The following is a 16,308-nucleotide window of genomic DNA, read 5'->3' as shown; positions in this document are numbered from 1 at the left end:
ACACCGCCTTGCAAGCCCCGAGGCGCTGTGATACCAACGGCGCGCTTTCGGGCCGGGTGGCCTGTGAGTGTATTGACGCGCGACTGATCCGCGCGGTTCGATCCGGACGCAACCGCGATATCTCGCACGGTTTTGGGGGCATCAGGTGGCTGCCGACACAAGGCCTGTTAGTGGTTTGGCCGGGCGCTATGCGCTGGCGCTGCTGGAATTGGCCGACGACAAGAAGAAACTGGACACGGTCGCCGAGGATCTGCGCGGCCTCAAGGCGCTGATCGACGACAGCGAAGAACTGCGCCGCCTGCTGCGCAACCCGCTATTCGGGCGCGGTCGGCAGGCGAAAGCGGTTAGCGCGATCCTCGACAAGGCCGGCGTGGACGACGTCACCCGCAATTTCTGCCTGGTGGTGACGAGGAACGGCAGGCTGTTCGCCCTGCCGGAAATGATCGAGGGCTACCTGCAGGAACTGGCGCGCCGCCGGGGCGAGGTGACGGCCGTCGTCACCAGCGCGGGCGAGCTCTCCGATCAACAGCGCCTGCAACTTGAAAAGGCGCTCAAGACAAGCGTTGGCGGCAAGGTTAATATCGAGTCCCGCGTCGACCCCGCCATCATCGGCGGCATGGTCGTGCGGGTCGGCAGCCGTATGATCGACAATTCCCTGCGCAGTAAGCTCAACCGACTGCAGCACGCGATGAAAGGGGCTGGGTGATGGACATCCGCGCTGCGGAAATCTCCGCGATCCTCAAGGACCAGATCGAGAACTTCGGCGCCGAGGCCGATGTCGCCGAGGTCGGTCAGGTGCTCTCGGTGGGCGACGGCGTCGCCCGCGTCTATGGCCTCGACAACGTCCAGGCCGGCGAGCTGGTGGAGTTCCCCGGCGGCGTGACCGGCATGGCGCTCAACCTCGAGGTCGACAATGTCGGCGTCGTGCTGTTCGGCGAGGACCGGAACATTCGCGAGGGCGACACCGTCAAGCGGACGGGGCAGATCGTCAGCGTGCCGGTCGGCAAGGAGCTGCTGGGCCGCGTCGTGGACGCGCTGGGCAACCCGATCGACGGCAAGGGGCCGATCAAGACCTCCGAGAATCGCCAGGTCGACGTCAAGGCGCCGGGCATTATCCCGCGCAAGTCGGTGCACGAGCCGATGCAGACGGGTCTGAAGTCGATCGACAGCCTGATCCCGATCGGCCGTGGCCAGCGCGAGCTGATCATCGGCGACCGTCAGACCGGTAAGTCGGCGATCGCGGTGGACACCGTGCTGAACCAGAAGAGCGTCAACGACACCGACGACGAGTCGAAGAAGCTCTATTGCATCTACGTCGCCATCGGCCAGAAGCGCTCGACCGTCGCCCAGCTCGTGAAGACGCTGGAGGAGAACGGCGCGATGGAATATTCCATCGTCGTCGCCGCCACCGCGTCCGAGGCCGCGCCGTTGCAGTTCCTGGCGCCGTACACCGGCTGCGCGATGGGCGAGTACTTCCGCGACAGCGGCATGCACGCGCTGCTGGTCTACGACGACCTCTCGAAGCAGGCCGTCGCCTATCGCCAGATGTCCCTGCTGCTGCGCCGTCCGCCGGGTCGCGAGGCGTTTCCGGGCGACGTGTTCTACCTGCACTCCCGTCTGCTGGAGCGCGCGGCGAAGATGAGCGACGAGAAGGGCGCGGGCTCGCTGACCGCGCTGCCGATCGTCGAAACGCAGGCCGGCGACGTATCCGCCTACATTCCGACGAACGTCATCTCGATCACCGACGGACAGATCTTCCTTGAGACCGATCTGTTCAACAAGGGCGTGCGCCCGGCGGTGAACGTCGGCATCTCGGTCAGCCGTGTCGGCTCCAGCGCGCAGATCAAGGCGATGAAGCAGGTCGCCGGTCGCATCAAGCTGGAGCTGGCGCAGTACCGCGAGATGGAGGCCTTCGCGCAGTTCGCCTCGGACCTCGACGCTTCCACGCAGCGTCTGCTGCGGCGCGGCTCGCGCCTGGTCGAACTGTTAAAGCAGGACCAGTACTCGCCGTTAACGGTCGAGGAGCAGGTCGTGGTGATTTTCGCCGGCGTCCGCGGGTTCCTGGACAGTGTCGATGTCGAGGATGTGCGCCGCTTCGAGCTGCAGCTTCTGGACGAGGTCCGTGACAAGGGCGCGGACATCCTCAAGGAAATCCGTGAGAAGAAGCAGCTTTCGGACGACCTGGAAGAGCAGCTGAAGAAGTTCGTGGGCGATTTCGCGAAGAAGTTCGCGTAAAGCCCATGCAAGCCCGAGCGAAGCGCAAGCCGGAGTAGGTCGTGGCCAGCCTTAAGGATCTTCGCAACCGCATCAACAGCGTCCGGTCGACGCGCAAGATCACCTCGGCCATGAAGATGGTCGCGGCCGCGAAGTTGCGCCGCGCCCAGGAAAAGGCCGAGGCGGCGCGCCCCTATGCGCAGCGCATGCAGCGCATGCTGGGGGCGTTGTCGGAGAGCGTCGCCGGGCGTCCGGGTGTGCCCAAGCTGCTGGCCGGCACCGGCAAGGACGAGACGTATCTCGTCGTCCTGTGCACCGCCGACCGTGGCCTGTGTGGCGCCTTCAACTCCAACCTCGCGCGCGAGGCGAAGCGGCGCATCGACGCGCTGATCGCCGAGGGCAAGACGGTCAAGGTGCTGTGCGTCGGCCGCAAGGGGCGGGATCAGTTGAAGCGCACGCACGCGCACCTGATCCTCGACGCTTCGCTCGAGATCGGCCGCGACTTCGATTACGACACGGCGCGCAAGGTCGCCGACATCATCACCGAGATGTTCGACGACGGCGAGTTCGACGTCTGCCAGCTTGTCTACGCGCGCTTCCGCTCGGCTATCAAGCAAATCGTCACGACGATGCAGCTTGTGCCGTTCTCCTCCGCGGAGGAGCATGCGCCCGGCGAGGAGGCGCCCGAGGAGGAAGGCGAGGCTGCTGGCGGCGTGAAGCCTTCCACCGGGGGCAGCTACGAGTTCGAGCCGGCGGAAGAGCAGATCCTGGCCGACCTGCTGCCGCGCAACATGGCCGTGCAGGTCTTCCGCGCGCTGCTTGAGAACAACGCGGGCGAGCAGGGGGCGCGGATGTCCGCGATGGACGGCGCCACGCGCAACGCCGACGAGATGATCGACGACCTGACGCTGACCTACAACCGGACCCGTCAGGCCGTCATCACCAGGGAACTGAACGAGATCGTCTCGGCCGCTGAATCCATGCGGTAGGTTGCCGCCGGGCAGCCGGCTTGGGCACGGGACGCTGAGGCACTTAAGGAGCGAGTGGGAAATGGCGAAGGGCAAGAACCTGGTCGGCAAGATCACGCAGGTCATGGGCCCGGTGGTCGATGTGCACTTCGAAGGCGATCTGCCACCGATCCTGAACGCGATGGAGACCGACAACCACGGTAACCGCCTGGTGCTCGAAGTGGCGCAGCACCTGGGCGAGTCCTCGGTGCGGGCCATCGCGATGGACGCGACGGAGGGCCTCGTGCGCGGCCAGGACGTCACCGACACCGGCTCGCCGATCTCCGTGCCGGTGGGTCCGGAGACGCTGGGCCGTATCATGAACGTCATCGGCGAGCCGATCGACGAGCGCGGCCCGATCAACGCCAAGAGCTCCTCGCCGATCCACCGCAGCGCGCCGGAGTACGTGGACCAGTCCACGGAGACCGAGATGCTGGAGACCGGCATCAAGGTCATCGACCTCCTGGAGCCGTATCCGCGTGGCGGTAAGATCGGCCTGTTCGGCGGCGCCGGCGTCGGCAAGACCGTGCTGATCATGGAGCTGATCAACAACGTCGCGAAGGCGCACGGCGGTTACTCCGTGTTCGCCGGCGTGGGCGAGCGGACGCGTGAGGGTAATGACCTTTATCACGAGATGATGGAGTCGGGCGTTATCCAGCCGGACGGCGAGTCCAAGGCGGCGCTGATCTACGGCCAGATGAACGAGCCGCCGGGGGCGCGTGCCCGTGTCGGCCTGACCGGCCTGACGGTGGCGGAATACTTCCGCGATGAGGAAGGCCAGGACGTCCTGCTGTTCATCGACAACATCTTCCGTTTCACCCAGGCGGGTCAGGAAGTCTCGGCGCTGCTGGGCCGCATTCCCTCCGCCGTGGGCTACCAGCCGACGCTGGGTACCGACATGGGTGGCCTGCAGGAGCGGATCACGACGACCAAGAAGGGCTCGATCACCTCGGTGCAGGCGATTTACGTGCCGGCCGACGACCTGACCGACCCGGCGCCGGCGACGGCGTTCTCCCACTTGGACGCCACCACGGTGCTGTCGCGCTCGATCGCCGAGCTGGGCATCTATCCGGCCGTTGACCCGCTGGACTCCACCAGCCGCATCCTCGACACCCGAATTCTGGGCGAGGAGCATTACAACACGGCTCGCGAGGTGCAGCGGATCCTGCAGCAGTACAAGTCGCTGCAGGACATCATTGCCATTCTCGGCATGGAAGAGCTGTCCGAGGAGGACAAGCTGACCGTGGCGCGTGCCCGGAAAATCCAGCGCTTCCTGTCGCAGCCGTTCCACGTGGCCGAGGTGTTCACGGGCGTGCCGGGCAAGCTCGTCTCGACCGAGGACACCATCAAGGGCTTCAAGGGAATCTGCCAGGGCGACTACGATCACCTGCCCGAGGGGGCGTTCTACATGGTCGGCACGATCGACGAAGCGATCGAGAAGGCCGAGCAACTGGCCCAGGAAGCGGCCTAACACCGAACGGGGGACGGTTCGCCGATGGCCGAGGAAGGGAAGATCGGGTTCGAGCTGGTCTCGCCGGAGCAGCTCCTCATGTCGGAGGACGTGGAGATGGTCCTCGTCCCCGGCGTGGAGGGCGATTTCGGCGTGCTGGCCCGTCATGCGCCGCTGATCTCGTCGCTGCGGCCTGGCGTCGTCGGTATTTGCCGCAAGGGACGGCAGCCGGAGGAACGCTATTTCGTCGCGGGCGGATTTGCGGAGGTGACCGGTGAACGCTGTACCGTGCTGGCCGAGTACCCGATCGAAGTGTCCACGATGGATCGCGGCGAGGTCGAGCAGGAATTGAAGAACGCCCGCGAGGACCTTGCCGACGCCAAGGACGACAAGGAGCGCGGCGCGGCGGAGCGGCGCATCGCAGTGTCCGAAGCCAAGCTGCGGGCGCTTGCGGCCTGATTTGGGACGCACCAGTCCAGCCCAATACCCCGGATCATGGAACGCGCCTGAGCGCATGGCACGTCGCTTTGTGGTACGGCGCGTTCTTGAACCGCGCGGGTGTCGTGGCAAAATACGCCGCATAAGGATGCGTGAATTCACGGGTGTGTGCGAGCGAGCGAGGCGTTGAGCAATGGCTGATACGCAGACCACCGCAACCACCGACCAACGCGGCGAGGCAGAGGACGACCCAAACACCCGGCCGGGCGTGTCCGCGAACGGGGCCAAGCGCGCGAAGCCGGGCGGCCAGCGGCTCTGGGACATGGACACAGACATTCCGTGGGACCGCTTCGACCCCAGCAAGGTCGATCCCGAGCTGCTAAAGATCATCAAAGCCGCCAGCATGGTGGAGTTCAACGCGCGGGACTACGCGCAGTATCTCTGCAACGTCTTTCACGACGATCCCAAGTTCCAGGAAGACGCGAAGGCCTGGGCACACGAAGAGGTGCAGCATGGCGCCTCGCTCGGCCGCTGGTGCGAGTACGCCGACCCTGACTGGAATCACGACAAGCATTTCGAGCGTTTCGTCGCCGGCTTCCGCCCGGACGTAGACGCCAGCAAATCGATTCGGGGCAGCCGCGCGGGCGAACTGGTCGCGCGCTGCATGGTCGAAGTCGGGACGTCCTCCTACTACGGCTCTCTCGGCGCGGCGACGGACGAGCCGGTGCTGAAGGAAATCTGCAAGCGCATCGCCGCGGATGAGTTGCGCCACTACAAGCTGTTCTATGCGAACATGAAGCGCTATCTGGAGGTTGAGCACCCCAGCAAGCTGCAACGCTTCCGCGTGGCCATGGGGCGTGTGCTGGAGACCGAGGACGACGAGCTGTCCTACGCCTACTATGCGGCGAACGCGCCGGAAGATGCTCCTTACGACCGGGACAGGTACAACAAGGCGTACATGCGCCGCGCCTTCCAGTTCTACCACCCGAAACAGATCGAGCGGGCGGTCTCGATGACGTGGAAGGCCAGCGGTTTCGATCCGCAGAGCCGAGTCGCCAAACTGGCCGCGCGCGGGGCATGGTGGTTCGTGCGTCACCGTGCGCAGAAGCTGGCTCGCGCGGGCATGTAGCGCCCTCAGTCCGCTTCGCGGACAATTCCCCCTCCGGGGAGCGACTTTGGGGTTGATGAAAAACGAGAGCCAGTTCTCCCCCCGGCGGGGGAGACCGGTGGCCGTCAGGCGGCCGGAGGGCGCGGCCTCCCACTCAGAACCGCTGCAACAGCCGCTCTATGTAATCCAGTTCCAGTTCCGGGCGTGCCCGGTCGCCGGAGCGGCGCCGCAGTTCGTCCAGGATCTCGCGGGCGCGCTGCAAGTCCATCTGGTCGGGCACCTTGACGTCGCCGGTGTCCACCTGCCCCTGGCCATCGTTGTCGCGCGACCGGCCCAGCGGGTCTCGGCGCTGGCCGGGTGACCAGCCGAACTCGCCCTGGCCCTCGCCCCGGCCGGGCTGCTCCGCTTGCATCTGCTGCTGGATTGCCTCGCGCATCGCCTGCATGCCCTGCTGAAGATTGTCGAGCGCGTCGGTCTGCGGCTGAATGGCCGAATCGGGCTGGCCGCCGCGCAGCGCGCCCGTGGCGTCGCGCATGTCCTGCTCTGCCTGACCCATCGGCTGCGGTATCTGGCCCAGCATGTCGCCCAGTTCCCGCATCATCTGGCCCAGGCGGCGGCGCAGCGCCTCCTGCTGCTCCGCATCCGATTGCATGCCGCGCATCCCTTGCGGCTGGCCCGAGCGTTCGCCCGGCTGGGCCTGCTGCTGACCTTGCTGCATCTGCCCCTGACGCTGGCCTTCGCCCTGGCGCATACCCTCCCGGCGCATTTGCTGCTGACGCTGGAAGGAGTTGTCGAGCAGTTCCTGCTGCTGCTCCGACAGGGAGCGCATTTGCCGCATCATCTCCATCGCCCGCCGGTTCTGCTCGCTCATCTGGCTCATCATCGGCTGGCGACTGAGGTTCTCCATCATCTCCTGCATGCGCGCGAGCATGTCCCGCGCGGCGTCGCGGGCGCCCGACTGCGCCATATCGCGCATCTGCTGCATCATCTCGCGCAGGTCGCGCGTCTCCAGAACCTGGGCGTCGGGCGGCACCGGCTGCGGCTGCTGGCCCTCGGCAAGCTGCTGGCGCATGCGCTCGGCCAGGGCTTCCAGGAAGCGGTTCATCGCCGATTCCAATTCGTCCATCAGGTGCTGCAACTCGGCATCGGAAGCGTTGTCGCGGGAGAGCGCCTCCATTAGCGCCTGCTCAGCACGGCGCAGGTCACGCTCCGCAACGGCGATCTCGCCCTCCTCGATGCGCAGCGCGGTACGCCACATCAGTTCCTGCGCCTGGGTAACGGCCGTGTCGGTCTTGTCGTAGACCAGCCGTCGCTCGGCCGAGCGCATGGCGAGCGCCACCACGAAGTCCCCGAAGAAATGCGCCGGGTGGTCCTGCAGGCGCGAGAGGCCCTGCACCACGGGATAGCGGTTGCCGGGCTCCAGCGTCAGTTGCCGGCGCAATTCCACAAGCTTGCGGGCCACGGGATGCTGGAACGTGCGCTGGGGCAGCACCGTCGTGACGGTGTCGCTATGGCCGGTCTGGCCAAGTGCATCCTCGGCCTCCAGCGTGATCCGGACTTCCACGCCGGCCCAGACGTGCGCGGTGAAGTCGTGGTAACTGGCATTCTCCGCCTTCGCATCGCCGGCGGGAAGCGGCAACTCGCGGACGATCGGCTCGACGCGGTCGTCGCCCGGCCGCTCGACGCGCAGGCGCACGGTCTGGACGCCGTAGTCGTCCTCGGCCGTATAGTCGATGCGCAGGGCGTTGCGCCGGCCCTGCTGCGGGGGCATGCGGAAGGCGATCTCGGGCGCGGCGTCGGGTACGACCTGCAAGTCCCAGGCGGCGAGCGTTCCACCATCCTGCCGCACGGCCAGATCAAGTCCGGCGTTCACGTCCAGCTTCGTCTCGGCCTTCCAGGCCTGATCCGCCACACGCTGGAACCCTGTTTCCTGCTTGCCGATCAGCAGATGGGGCGCGCCTTCGCCTCCCTGGAGCTGCGCCAGAAGACGGCTGCCTGTCGGCGTGCGCAGCACCGGCTCGGCATCCGTCCCGGTTGCGATGAACCTCGGCGCCTGCCCCGTGTAGGCGGGCGGATCGACCCAGACATCAAGCTGCGGCCGCGGTGCGGGCGGTCCGGCGAGTTGCGGCGTCGCCGCCTGAACCAGCCGATTTGGCGCGTCCGTGCCGGCGGCGATCAGCCCGGCCGCCAGCAGTAGCACCGGAACCGCGCGCAGCGCGCGTGGGTCGAGCGCCGCCAGCGATCCCCTGGGCAGCGCCACGCGAAGCCGGCCCAGCAGGCGCCGCAGCCGCGCCTGGTGCGCCTGCCACAAGGCCGCCGCCTCGGGATCCGACTTGCCGGCGGCCAGTACGTCGTCCAGGCCGCTCAACGGGCGGTGTCGCAGGCCGCTGTCCCGCTCCAGCCGGCGGCGGGCATCCTCCGCGCGCGGCCAGCGCAGGCCCCTCATCCCGTGCACCAGCGTGCTGGCGAATGCCGCGGCGAATGCGACCAGCAGGAACAGATGCATCCAGGCGCCCAGCCACGGCAGGATGCCGAGAAGCGCGGCCGCCAGGAACAGGGCCAGCACGGCGGCGGCGGGCCACAGGCGCGGCCACACGCGCTCCCAGGCCACGGCGGCCCAGGCGAGACGCAGCCGCCACGTCAGGCCGCGCGGCATCGCGCCGTCGTTCACGGTGTCCTGGCGATCTCCGCCGTTCGGGGTGGTTCCAGCCATCGCGCACAGCCCTCCCGGGGCCTGTTGCACCCGACGGCCGCGGCCGGCTCTCAGCCGGCGCCGCCCGCCGCCGTTGGTGAGGGCGCCTGCAGCCAGTCGGGCACGCGCTCCTGCGCCATCAGCTCCTCATGGCTGGGACGCACGCGCACCACGGCATGGTTGGCACCGCTGACCAGCACCTCGGGTGCCGGTCGTCTGGAATTATAGGTCGATGACATCGTCGCGCCATAGGCTCCGGCGGAAAAAAATGCCAGCAGGTCGCCGGCCTGGACCTCCGGCAGGGCGCGGTCGCTGGCGAAGGTGTCGCCGGTCTCGCACACGGGCCCGACCACGTCGAACCGGCGCGTCGGCGCGTCGGGCGCGGGGGCACGGACGGGGGCGATGTCGTGCCAAGCGTCATAGAGCGTCGGCCGGATCAGGTCGTTCATGGCCGCATCCACCACCAGGAAGGAGCGGCTCTCGCCGTGCTTCACATAGAGCGTCCGTGCCACAAGCAGCCCGGCATTGCCGACGATATGACGGCCCGGCTCGAACGCCAGTTCGGCGCCCAGGTCGCCGACGGTCTTCGCCACGACGCGGGCATAGGCCTCGACGTCCGGCGGCGGCTCGTCGTGGTAGGCGATGCCCAGGCCGCCGCCCAGGTCCAGTCGCTCAAGCGGCCAGCCCTGCGCTTGCAGCTCGCGGTAAAGCTCGGCCAGACGCGTGAAGGCGTCGCGGAACGGCGACAGCTCGAACACCTGGGAGCCGATGTGCACCGCAAGCCCCTTGAGGGTGACGTTGGGCAGACCGCGCAGCCGCTCCAGCGCCCGTGGCACCTGATCGACGGCAATACCGAACTTGTTCTCGGCGCGGCCGGTGGTGATCTTGTGGTGCGTGCGCGCGTCCACGTCCGGGTTGATGCGAAGTGCAATGGGTGCCACCACACCCTGCTCGCGCGCCACGGCATCGATGGTATCCAGTTCCGGCAGCCCCTCGGCGTTAAACTGGTGGATGCCCTGTTCGATGGCGAAGGCGATCTCCGAGCGGGTCTTGCCCACGCCGGCGAAGACGATCTTCTCCGGCGGGATGCCGGCGGCGAGGGCACGCCGCAGTTCGCCCTCGCTGACCACGTCGGCGCCGGCGCCGCGCGCGGCCAGCGTCCGCACCACGGCCAAATTCGGGTTGGCCTTCAGCGCATAGCACACCAACGGCTTCGCGCGCCCGGCGAGCGCGTCGGCCAGCGCCCCGGCGAAGCGGTCGTAGGCCGCGATCATGGCGGCGCTGGAATAGACGTAGAAGGGCGTTCCCACCGCCTCGGCGAGGTCGTCCAGCGCCATGTCCTCGACGTACATGCGCCCGTCGCGATAGGGGAAGAAGCTCACTCCGCGTTCTCCGTCTCGTCCTCGTAAGGCGGGATCATCGTCTCCGGCGCCGGGTAACTCTGCGGGTAGGTCGAGCCCTCGGGCGCCTCCAGCTTCCCGCGCTTACCGCAGGCGGAGACGCTGGCCGCCGCCGCGGCCGCCAGCAGCACGGCACAGGCGATGCGCTGCCGCCGCCTCACAGGAAGCGCTCCCGCGCCGCGCGCGCGGCGGCACGAACGTTGTCCGGCGCGGTTCCGCCATAGGACGTCCGGCTCGCCGCCGCGCGGTCCACCGTCAGCACGTCGTAGATCCGCTCGTCGATGCGGGCGTCGGCGGCCTGCATGCTGGCGAGCGGCAGGTCGGCCAGGTCGCAGCCGGCCTCTTCCGCCGCGCGGACCAGCCGGCCGGTGACATGGTGCGCCTCGCGGAAGGGCATGCCAAGGACGCGCACCAGCCAGTCGGCCAGATCGGTCGCGGTCAGGAAGCCTTTCTGCGTCGCCGCCCGCAGGTTTCCGGCATTCGGCTTCATATCGGCCACCATGCCCCTGAGGCAGGCCAGCGACAATTCCAGCGTGTCGCAGGCGTCGAACACCGGCTCCTTGTCTTCCTGCATGTCCTTGCCGTAGGTCATCGGCAGGCCCTTCATCACGGTCAGCAGCGTGACCAGCGCCCCGATCACCCGGCCGGCCTTGCCGCGCACCAGCTCCGCGCCGTCCGGGTTTTTCTTTTGCGGCATGATCGAACTGCCGGTGGTGAAGGCGTCCGACAGCTCGACGAAGGCGAAGCCGTCATTGCACCACATCACCAGTTCCTCGGCCAGCCGCGACATGTGCATCGCCAGGATCGAGCCGGCGGAAAGCACCTCCAGCGCGAAGTCGCGGTCGGCGACGCTGTCCATCGAGTTCGCGGTCGGCCGGTCGAAGCCAAGCGTGCGCGCGGTGAGGTCGCGGTCGATGGGGAACGACGTGCCGGCCAGCGCCGCCGCGCCCAGGGGGCACTCGTTCATCCGCCGCCGGGCGTCCGCCAATCGGCCCCGGTCGCGGCCGAACATCTCGGTGTAGGCCATCAGGTGGTGGCCCAGCGTCACCGGCTGCGCCGGCTGTAGATGGGTATAGCCGGGCATTACCAGATCCGCCGCCGCCTCGGCCTGGTCGATCAACGCCTCCTGCAGGGCGCGTGCCTGGGTGTCCAGGCGGTCGATGGCGTCGCGGACCCACAGCCGGAAGTCGGTGGCGACCTGATCGTTCCGCGAGCGCGCCGTGTGCAGCCGCCCGGCGGGCTCGCCGATCAGTTCCTTCAGCCGCGCCTCGACGTTCATGTGGATGTCTTCCAGCGCGGTCTTGAATTCGAACGAGCCGGCCTCGATTTCTCGCAGGATCGTGTCTAGACCGTCGCGGATGGCCTCGCCATCCTGTGGCGCGACGATGCCCTGGCGAACCAGCATCTCGCAATGCGCCTTGCTCGCAATTATGTCATGGGCGTACAACCGACGGTCGAAGCCGATCGAGGGATTGATGGCGTCCATCGCCTCTGCCGGGCCGGCGGTGAAACGCCCGCCCCACATGGTGTTGGCCTGGGGGCCGGCGTCGGCGGGAGCTTTCGTGCTGGAGGTGCTGGCCATGGTCCGCTCGATCTCGTTGTGCGTTGCAGTCGAAGGGATAGCGAAAGCGATGCTTCAAGGAAAGAGTTGGTGCACGCCTCTGGCCGCGCTGGCGGTGGTGGCGCTGCTGGCCTTGCCGGCCGCGGCGCTGGCCGGCGGGCCGCCGCTGGAGGGAAGTTTCGGCAAGCGCTTCGTCATCAAGGACGAGCCGAAGCCCGCGCCGGACGTCGCCTTCAGCGACCGCGACGGGGGCAGCGTGACGCTGCAGGACTTCAAGGGCAAGGTCGTGCTGCTGAATTTCTGGGCCACCTGGTGCGCGCCCTGCGTGGAGGAGATGCCGACCCTGGACGCGCTGGAAGCGGACTTGCGCGACGAGGGCCTGAAGGTGCTTGCCGTTTCGGAGGATGCGGGCGGCCTCGATCAGGTCGAGCCGTTCCTGCGCGAGAAGCTCAATCTGGATAACCTGGAGGTCTTTCTGGATCCGAAGGGCCGGCTTGGCGGGGCGATGGGCCTGCGCGGCATGCCCACCACCTTCCTGATCGACGCGCGCGGCAACGTGGTCGGCGGCATGGAGGGGCCGGCGGACTGGAACGGCGAGCCTGTGAAGAAGCTGATCCGCTATTACCTCGACCGGGCTCGCGAGGAGGGCGTGATTCAGACTTCCGGCTGACCGACGACGAAGTCCCTGAAATTGATCGGTGGGGGTGCCGGCAGGTGCCCCCATTTTTTTGCAGCAAAAAATGCGGCGACGCTCGGGGAAGCGTCGCCGCGGTCAGGCCCGCAATTTGGGAGAAGCGTCTGGGAAGAAGCGGGGCCTAACGGCTGGTTGGCCGTGGCCGAAAATCAGGAGGAGTCGGTTCGCGTATCCTTCGTCGTGCCGGACACCGTGACCTGAAGCGTGCGAAGTCTCATGGCTCGGCTGATTCCCGGCGGTGTCGTTGTCCTGAAGCCGGAAAATAGGCCGCCACTGTCGCAGAACTGTGCCCGGCAAGGCGCGAATTTGTCGCAAGCTGTCTCGCTCGGCGGGTTCTGGCATAATCTGATACAAATTTACGCGCGCACGGCGCCGCATGCTTTTCTAGGTTAGGGCGTATCGGGGGTTTTCAGGGGACCATGACGAAGACGCCGCACATCCTCGTCGTCGACGACAACCGCGACATCCGCGACGCGCTGAAACAATACCTGGCCAAGCACGACCTCCGCGTCAGCCTGGCCGGGAACGCCGCCGACGCGCGGCGTCTGCTGGACAGCGCGGCGGTGGACCTCGTCGTCCTCGACATCATGATGCCGGGGGAGGACGGGCTGTCGCTCTGCCGCTGGCTGCGCGGGGCGGGCGAGGTTCCGGTGATCATTCTCACCGCGATGGCCGAGGACACGGATCGGGTCGTGGGCCTGGAGGTCGGGGCCGACGACTACGTCACCAAGCCTTTCAACCCGCGCGAATTGCTGGCGCGGATCAAGGCCGTGCTCCGCCGGACGCACAGCCTGCCGCCGCGCAACGGCTCGTCGGCTACGGAGGGCGGCGAGTCCCGCCTTTGCTTCGACCGCTGGACGCTTGACCTGTCGCGGCGCGAGCTGGTGGACGCGGACGGCGTGGGCGTGCCGCTGAGCACCGGGGAGTTCATGCTGCTCAGCGCATTCGTCAATCATCCCGGCCGCGTCCTCACCCGCGACCAACTGCTGGACCTGACGCGCGGACGGGAGGCGGCAGCCTTCGACCGCTCCATCGACAACCAGGTCAGCCGCCTGCGCAAGAAGGTGGAGGAAGACCCGCGCCAGCCGCGCTTGATCAAGACACACTGGGGCGGAGGTTACAGCCTGACGGCCGAGGTCAGGCCGGAATGATCCGGCCCTGGCCCCGCTCGCTGGCCTGGCAGCTTATCACGCTGCTGCTGATCGCGGTGGTGCTGGCGCAGGGGGTGGCCCTGCTGGTCTTCGCGGACGAGCGCCGGCACGCCCTTCTGTCCGCCAACCGGGAACAGGTGCTGGCCCGTACGGGGAACATCGCGCGGCTGTTGCAGGCGATGCCGGGAACGATGCACGGCCGCGTCGTGGAGATGTCCAGCACGCCGCGCCTGCGCTTCTGGCTGGCCGGAAACGCCGCCGTCGACCGGGAGAGCCTGAGCGAGATCGACGTGGCGCTGGGCCACCGGCTGGACTGGTACCTGGGCGGGATGGCCGTCGGCCGTTCGCTGGTCGACGTGCGGCGGGAGAGCGGGTTCTTCCTGTGGCGCCACGGCAACGGGGCGGACGAGAGCGCGGGCGGCGGGTTCTCATACGAGATTTACGTGGACGAGGACGGGCAGCGCCGCGCGGTCGGACCAGGCCACCATTACGGCAGCGTCCTCAGCCTGGTCATGGCCGTGCCCTTGCACAACGGTGCGTGGCTGAACGCGCAAACTTTGGTGGCGCCGCCGCCGCCAAGCTGGGGTCTGCCGACCTTTGCCGGGCTTATCATCGCGGCGACGGCGACCTGCACCGTGGTGATCCTGATGGTCCGGCGCAGCACGCGGCCGATGCGCCGGCTCGCCGATGCCGCGGAGGCCTTCGGGCGCGGCGAGCATGTCGCCCGGCTGCTGGAGGACGGCCCGATCGAGGTCCAGCGCACGACGCGTGCCTTCAACGACATGCTGGGGCGCATCCGGCGGTTCGTCGACGACCGCATGCGGATGCTGGCGGCGATCAGCCACGACCTGCGCACGCCGATCACCTCCCTGCGTCTGCGCGCCGAGCTCGTCGAGGATGCCGAGCTGCGCGAACGCATGAGGGCCTCCCTGGAAGAGTTGGAACGGATGACCGAGGCGACGCTGGCGTTCTCGCGCGAGGACGCCATGCGGGAGGAAACGCGGACCGTCGATCTGGCGGCGCTGGTGGAGACCGTCGTCTGCGACATCCAGGATCACGGCTGCGAGGCGGCGTTCGACGGGCCGGCGCGGCTGGCCTATGCGTGCCGTCCGACAGCGATGAAGCGGGCCGTCCGGAACCTGGTCGACAACGCCGTCGCCTATGGCCAGAGGGCGCGGGTGCGGCTGGACGCCGAAGGCGGGGCCGTCGTCCTCACGATAGAAGACGACGGCCCCGGCATTCCCGATGATGCGCTGGAACGCGTCTTCGAGCCCTTCGTTCGGCTGGAGGAATCGCGCAGCCGGGAAACCGGCGGCACCGGCCTGGGGCTGGCCATTGCCCGCACCATCGTTCGCGGCCATGGCGGGGACATCGTGCTGTCCAACCGCGCCGAGGGCGGTCTCAGCGTGCGTGCTACCCTGCCGCTGCGCGACGAGCGGTGAGAGTGGGCCAGCATGGCGTCACACAGCGGTCCTCGTCGATCTCCGCCAGCCAGTTGCGGAAGAACAGCTCGGCGTGCGCCCGCCAGGGGTGCGTCGGCGCGCGCCGCGCCAGCGGGTCGGCGAGGTCGTTGACCGGCGGCGCGATGGGCCGGCCGGCCAGGCGGTCGCGCAGGTACTCCCGGCGCAGCGTGCGCGGCCCGTATTCCAAATGGTCGAGCATGTAGAGGCTGCGCCGCGCCGTCTCCGCGACCAGTGAAACGCCGGTTTCGGAGTTGCTCGCGCCGAGGCGCAGGCCAGGGCCCTTCGGCAGGTCGTCCGCGCGCAGCTCGCTGTGGCGGGAGACCGGTGTCGGGAAGCTGGGATGAAGTCCCTGCAGGACCGGCAGCTCGCTCTCGTGGACCTGTTGTTCGAAGACGCCGAAAGCCTTTTGGCGCCGCAGGCGCTTGGCCACGCCGTGACGGTGATATAGGGCGGCCTGCGCGGCCCAGCAGATCAAGAGCGTCCGGCCCACCTCGCTCTCGGCCCAGGAAAGGATGTCCTTGAACTCGTCCCAGAAATCGACCGCCTCGAAGGGTAGGTGCTCCAGCGGCGCGCCGGTGACGACCACGCCGTCGAGCCGGTTGGCGCGCAGGCGATCCCATCGCCGGTAGAAGCGCGCCAGATGCTCTTGCCGCGTGTTTCGCGCCGTGTGAGAGGCGACGCGCAGCAGCGTCAGTTCCACCGTCGTGTGGCCGTTCGCCAACAGGCGCGCGAACTGCAACTCCGTCGTCGGTTTGTCGGGCATCAGGTTGATCAGGCCGATCCGCAGCCGTGGCCGGCCCCAGGCGTGGGCCGGAGAGAGCACGTTGAGCCCTTCGGCGCCGAGATGGAGCGCGGCGGGCAGATCGGCGGGCAGGATGATCGCCATGGTTCTTTTGTCCCTGGTCATGTTGCCGATTGATTGTCGCGCCCCGACCGCCCCCTGCGCCCGTCCCCTGGCGGCCCTGCACCGGCGGCCGCCACGGACCAGGGGGCTGCACCCGTCAAGCCGCCATCGCCTGTCCCGTCGCGGCGGCGAGGCCGCGTTCGACGTCGGCGAGGATGTCGTCGATGTGCTCCAGGCCGACGGCGAGGCGGACGTAGCCGGGGGAGACGCCGGCGGCCTGCTGCTC

15 protein-coding genes are annotated in these 16,308 nt (G+C 68.0%); 9 read left to right on the top strand and 6 right to left on the bottom strand.

All coding sequences use genetic code 11. From position 1 onward, the window contains the following. The first annotated feature begins 145 nt into the window (after window positions 1-145). From DRB17_RS03870 to DRB17_RS03845, 6 genes are all read left to right on the top strand, one after another. Window positions 146-706 carry a F0F1 ATP synthase subunit delta gene (locus DRB17_RS03870; protein WP_114580873.1) on the top strand — a complete coding sequence of 187 codons (561 nt, stop codon included), beginning with the start codon at window positions 146-148 and terminating at the stop codon, window positions 704-706. Then, window positions 706-2,235 (top strand): F0F1 ATP synthase subunit alpha, encoded by a 1,530-nt coding sequence (atpA, locus tag DRB17_RS03865; RefSeq protein WP_114580872.1) that lies wholly within the window; start codon window positions 706-708, stop codon window positions 2,233-2,235. The genes DRB17_RS03870 and atpA overlap by 1 nt, the downstream gene beginning before the upstream one ends. A 41-nt stretch (window positions 2,236-2,276) precedes the next feature. Continuing rightward, the gene (locus tag DRB17_RS03860; protein WP_114580871.1) at window positions 2,277-3,203 is read left to right on the top strand and encodes a F0F1 ATP synthase subunit gamma; all 927 of its coding nucleotides are present in this window, start codon (window positions 2,277-2,279) and stop codon (window positions 3,201-3,203) included. 61 nt (window positions 3,204-3,264) lie between these two features. Then, window positions 3,265-4,692, top strand: coding sequence for a F0F1 ATP synthase subunit beta (gene atpD / locus DRB17_RS03855; protein ID WP_114580870.1), 1,428 nt, complete (start codon window positions 3,265-3,267; stop codon window positions 4,690-4,692). 24 nt (window positions 4,693-4,716) lie between these two features. After that, a complete protein-coding gene (locus DRB17_RS03850; protein WP_114580869.1) occupies window positions 4,717-5,130 on the top strand; it encodes a F0F1 ATP synthase subunit epsilon in 414 nt (137 codons plus the stop codon). 172 nt (window positions 5,131-5,302) lie between these two features. Continuing rightward, window positions 5,303-6,238: an acyl-ACP desaturase gene (locus DRB17_RS03845; protein ID WP_164496327.1), complete on the top strand. Its 936-nt coding sequence runs from the start codon at window positions 5,303-5,305 to the stop codon at window positions 6,236-6,238. Between the two features lie 133 nt (window positions 6,239-6,371). On the opposite strand, the gene DRB17_RS03840 is transcribed toward DRB17_RS03845, so the two are convergent. The 4 genes from DRB17_RS03840 to argH are packed head-to-tail and all read right to left on the bottom strand — an operon-like array spanning window position 6,372 to window position 11,891. Beyond that, window positions 6,372-8,930: a TIGR02302 family protein gene (locus DRB17_RS03840; RefSeq protein ID WP_114580868.1), complete on the bottom strand. Its 2,559-nt coding sequence runs from the start codon at window positions 8,928-8,930 to the stop codon at window positions 6,372-6,374. Between the two features lie 50 nt (window positions 8,931-8,980). Continuing rightward, window positions 8,981-10,291, bottom strand: a complete 1,311-nt coding sequence (gene lysA, locus DRB17_RS03835; RefSeq protein WP_114580867.1) for a diaminopimelate decarboxylase — start codon at window positions 10,289-10,291, stop codon at window positions 8,981-8,983. Next, window positions 10,288-10,470 carry a hypothetical protein gene (locus DRB17_RS03830; RefSeq protein ID WP_114580866.1) on the bottom strand — a complete coding sequence of 61 codons (183 nt, stop codon included), beginning with the start codon at window positions 10,468-10,470 and terminating at the stop codon, window positions 10,288-10,290. The genes lysA and DRB17_RS03830 overlap by 4 nt, the downstream gene beginning before the upstream one ends. Then, entirely contained in the window at window positions 10,467-11,891 is a 1,425-nt protein-coding gene (gene argH / locus DRB17_RS03825; protein ID WP_114580865.1) for an argininosuccinate lyase, read from the bottom strand. Before argH ends, DRB17_RS03830 begins: the two co-directional genes overlap by 4 nt. A gap of 49 nt (window positions 11,892-11,940) precedes the next feature. Here argH and DRB17_RS03820 point away from each other — a divergent pair, with 49 nt between their 5' ends. From DRB17_RS03820 to DRB17_RS03810, 3 genes are all read left to right on the top strand, one after another. Further along, window positions 11,941-12,540, top strand: a complete 600-nt coding sequence (locus tag DRB17_RS03820) for a TlpA family protein disulfide reductase (protein WP_114580864.1) — start codon at window positions 11,941-11,943, stop codon at window positions 12,538-12,540. 443 nt (window positions 12,541-12,983) lie between these two features. Then, window positions 12,984-13,715, top strand: coding sequence for a response regulator (locus DRB17_RS03815; protein ID WP_114580863.1), 732 nt, complete (start codon window positions 12,984-12,986; stop codon window positions 13,713-13,715). Then, window positions 13,712-15,157 carry an ATP-binding protein gene (locus DRB17_RS03810; RefSeq protein ID WP_241503737.1) on the top strand — a complete coding sequence of 482 codons (1,446 nt, stop codon included), beginning with the start codon at window positions 13,712-13,714 and terminating at the stop codon, window positions 15,155-15,157. The genes DRB17_RS03815 and DRB17_RS03810 overlap by 4 nt, the downstream gene beginning before the upstream one ends. Here the strand turns inward: DRB17_RS03810 and DRB17_RS03805 are convergent. Both DRB17_RS03805 and DRB17_RS03800 read right to left on the bottom strand, forming a co-directional pair. Then, the gene (locus DRB17_RS03805; RefSeq protein ID WP_114580862.1) at window positions 15,129-16,064 is read right to left on the bottom strand and encodes a homoserine O-succinyltransferase; all 936 of its coding nucleotides are present in this window, start codon (window positions 16,062-16,064) and stop codon (window positions 15,129-15,131) included. The genes DRB17_RS03810 and DRB17_RS03805 overlap by 29 nt on opposite strands. 115 nt (window positions 16,065-16,179) lie before the next feature. Further along, window positions 16,180-16,308 (bottom strand): PLP-dependent transferase (locus tag DRB17_RS03800; RefSeq protein ID WP_147274795.1); only part of this gene is annotated, 129 nt, incomplete at its 5' end.

Origin of the sequence: Ferruginivarius sediminum (assembly GCF_003344765.1) — a bacterium.
Lineage (GTDB): Bacteria > Pseudomonadota > Alphaproteobacteria > Kiloniellales > Rhodovibrionaceae > Ferruginivarius > Ferruginivarius sediminum.
The sequence above is the reverse complement of the archived record's forward strand: the minus strand, read 5'-3'. Positions and strand labels throughout refer to the sequence as shown.

Excerpts from the sequence above, each read along its gene's own strand:
- DRB17_RS03845 (WP_164496327.1), top strand. The coding sequence starts at position 5,303 with ATGGCTGATACGCAGACCACCGCAACCACCGACCAACGCGGCGAGGCA.
- DRB17_RS03840 (WP_114580868.1), bottom strand. The coding sequence starts at position 8,930 with ATGGCTGGAACCACCCCGAACGGCGGAGATCGCCAGGACACCGTGAAC.
- DRB17_RS03815 (WP_114580863.1), top strand. The coding sequence starts at position 12,984 with ATGACGAAGACGCCGCACATCCTCGTCGTCGACGACAACCGCGACATC.
- atpD (WP_114580870.1), top strand. The coding sequence starts at position 3,265 with ATGGCGAAGGGCAAGAACCTGGTCGGCAAGATCACGCAGGTCATGGGC.
- DRB17_RS03810 (WP_241503737.1), top strand. The coding sequence starts at position 13,712 with ATGATCCGGCCCTGGCCCCGCTCGCTGGCCTGGCAGCTTATCACGCTG.
- DRB17_RS03850 (WP_114580869.1), top strand. The coding sequence starts at position 4,717 with ATGGCCGAGGAAGGGAAGATCGGGTTCGAGCTGGTCTCGCCGGAGCAG.
- DRB17_RS03820 (WP_114580864.1), top strand. The coding sequence starts at position 11,941 with ATGCTTCAAGGAAAGAGTTGGTGCACGCCTCTGGCCGCGCTGGCGGTG.
- argH (WP_114580865.1), bottom strand. The coding sequence starts at position 11,891 with ATGGCCAGCACCTCCAGCACGAAAGCTCCCGCCGACGCCGGCCCCCAG.
- DRB17_RS03805 (WP_114580862.1), bottom strand. The coding sequence starts at position 16,064 with ATGGCGATCATCCTGCCCGCCGATCTGCCCGCCGCGCTCCATCTCGGC.
- atpA (WP_114580872.1), top strand. The coding sequence starts at position 706 with ATGGACATCCGCGCTGCGGAAATCTCCGCGATCCTCAAGGACCAGATC.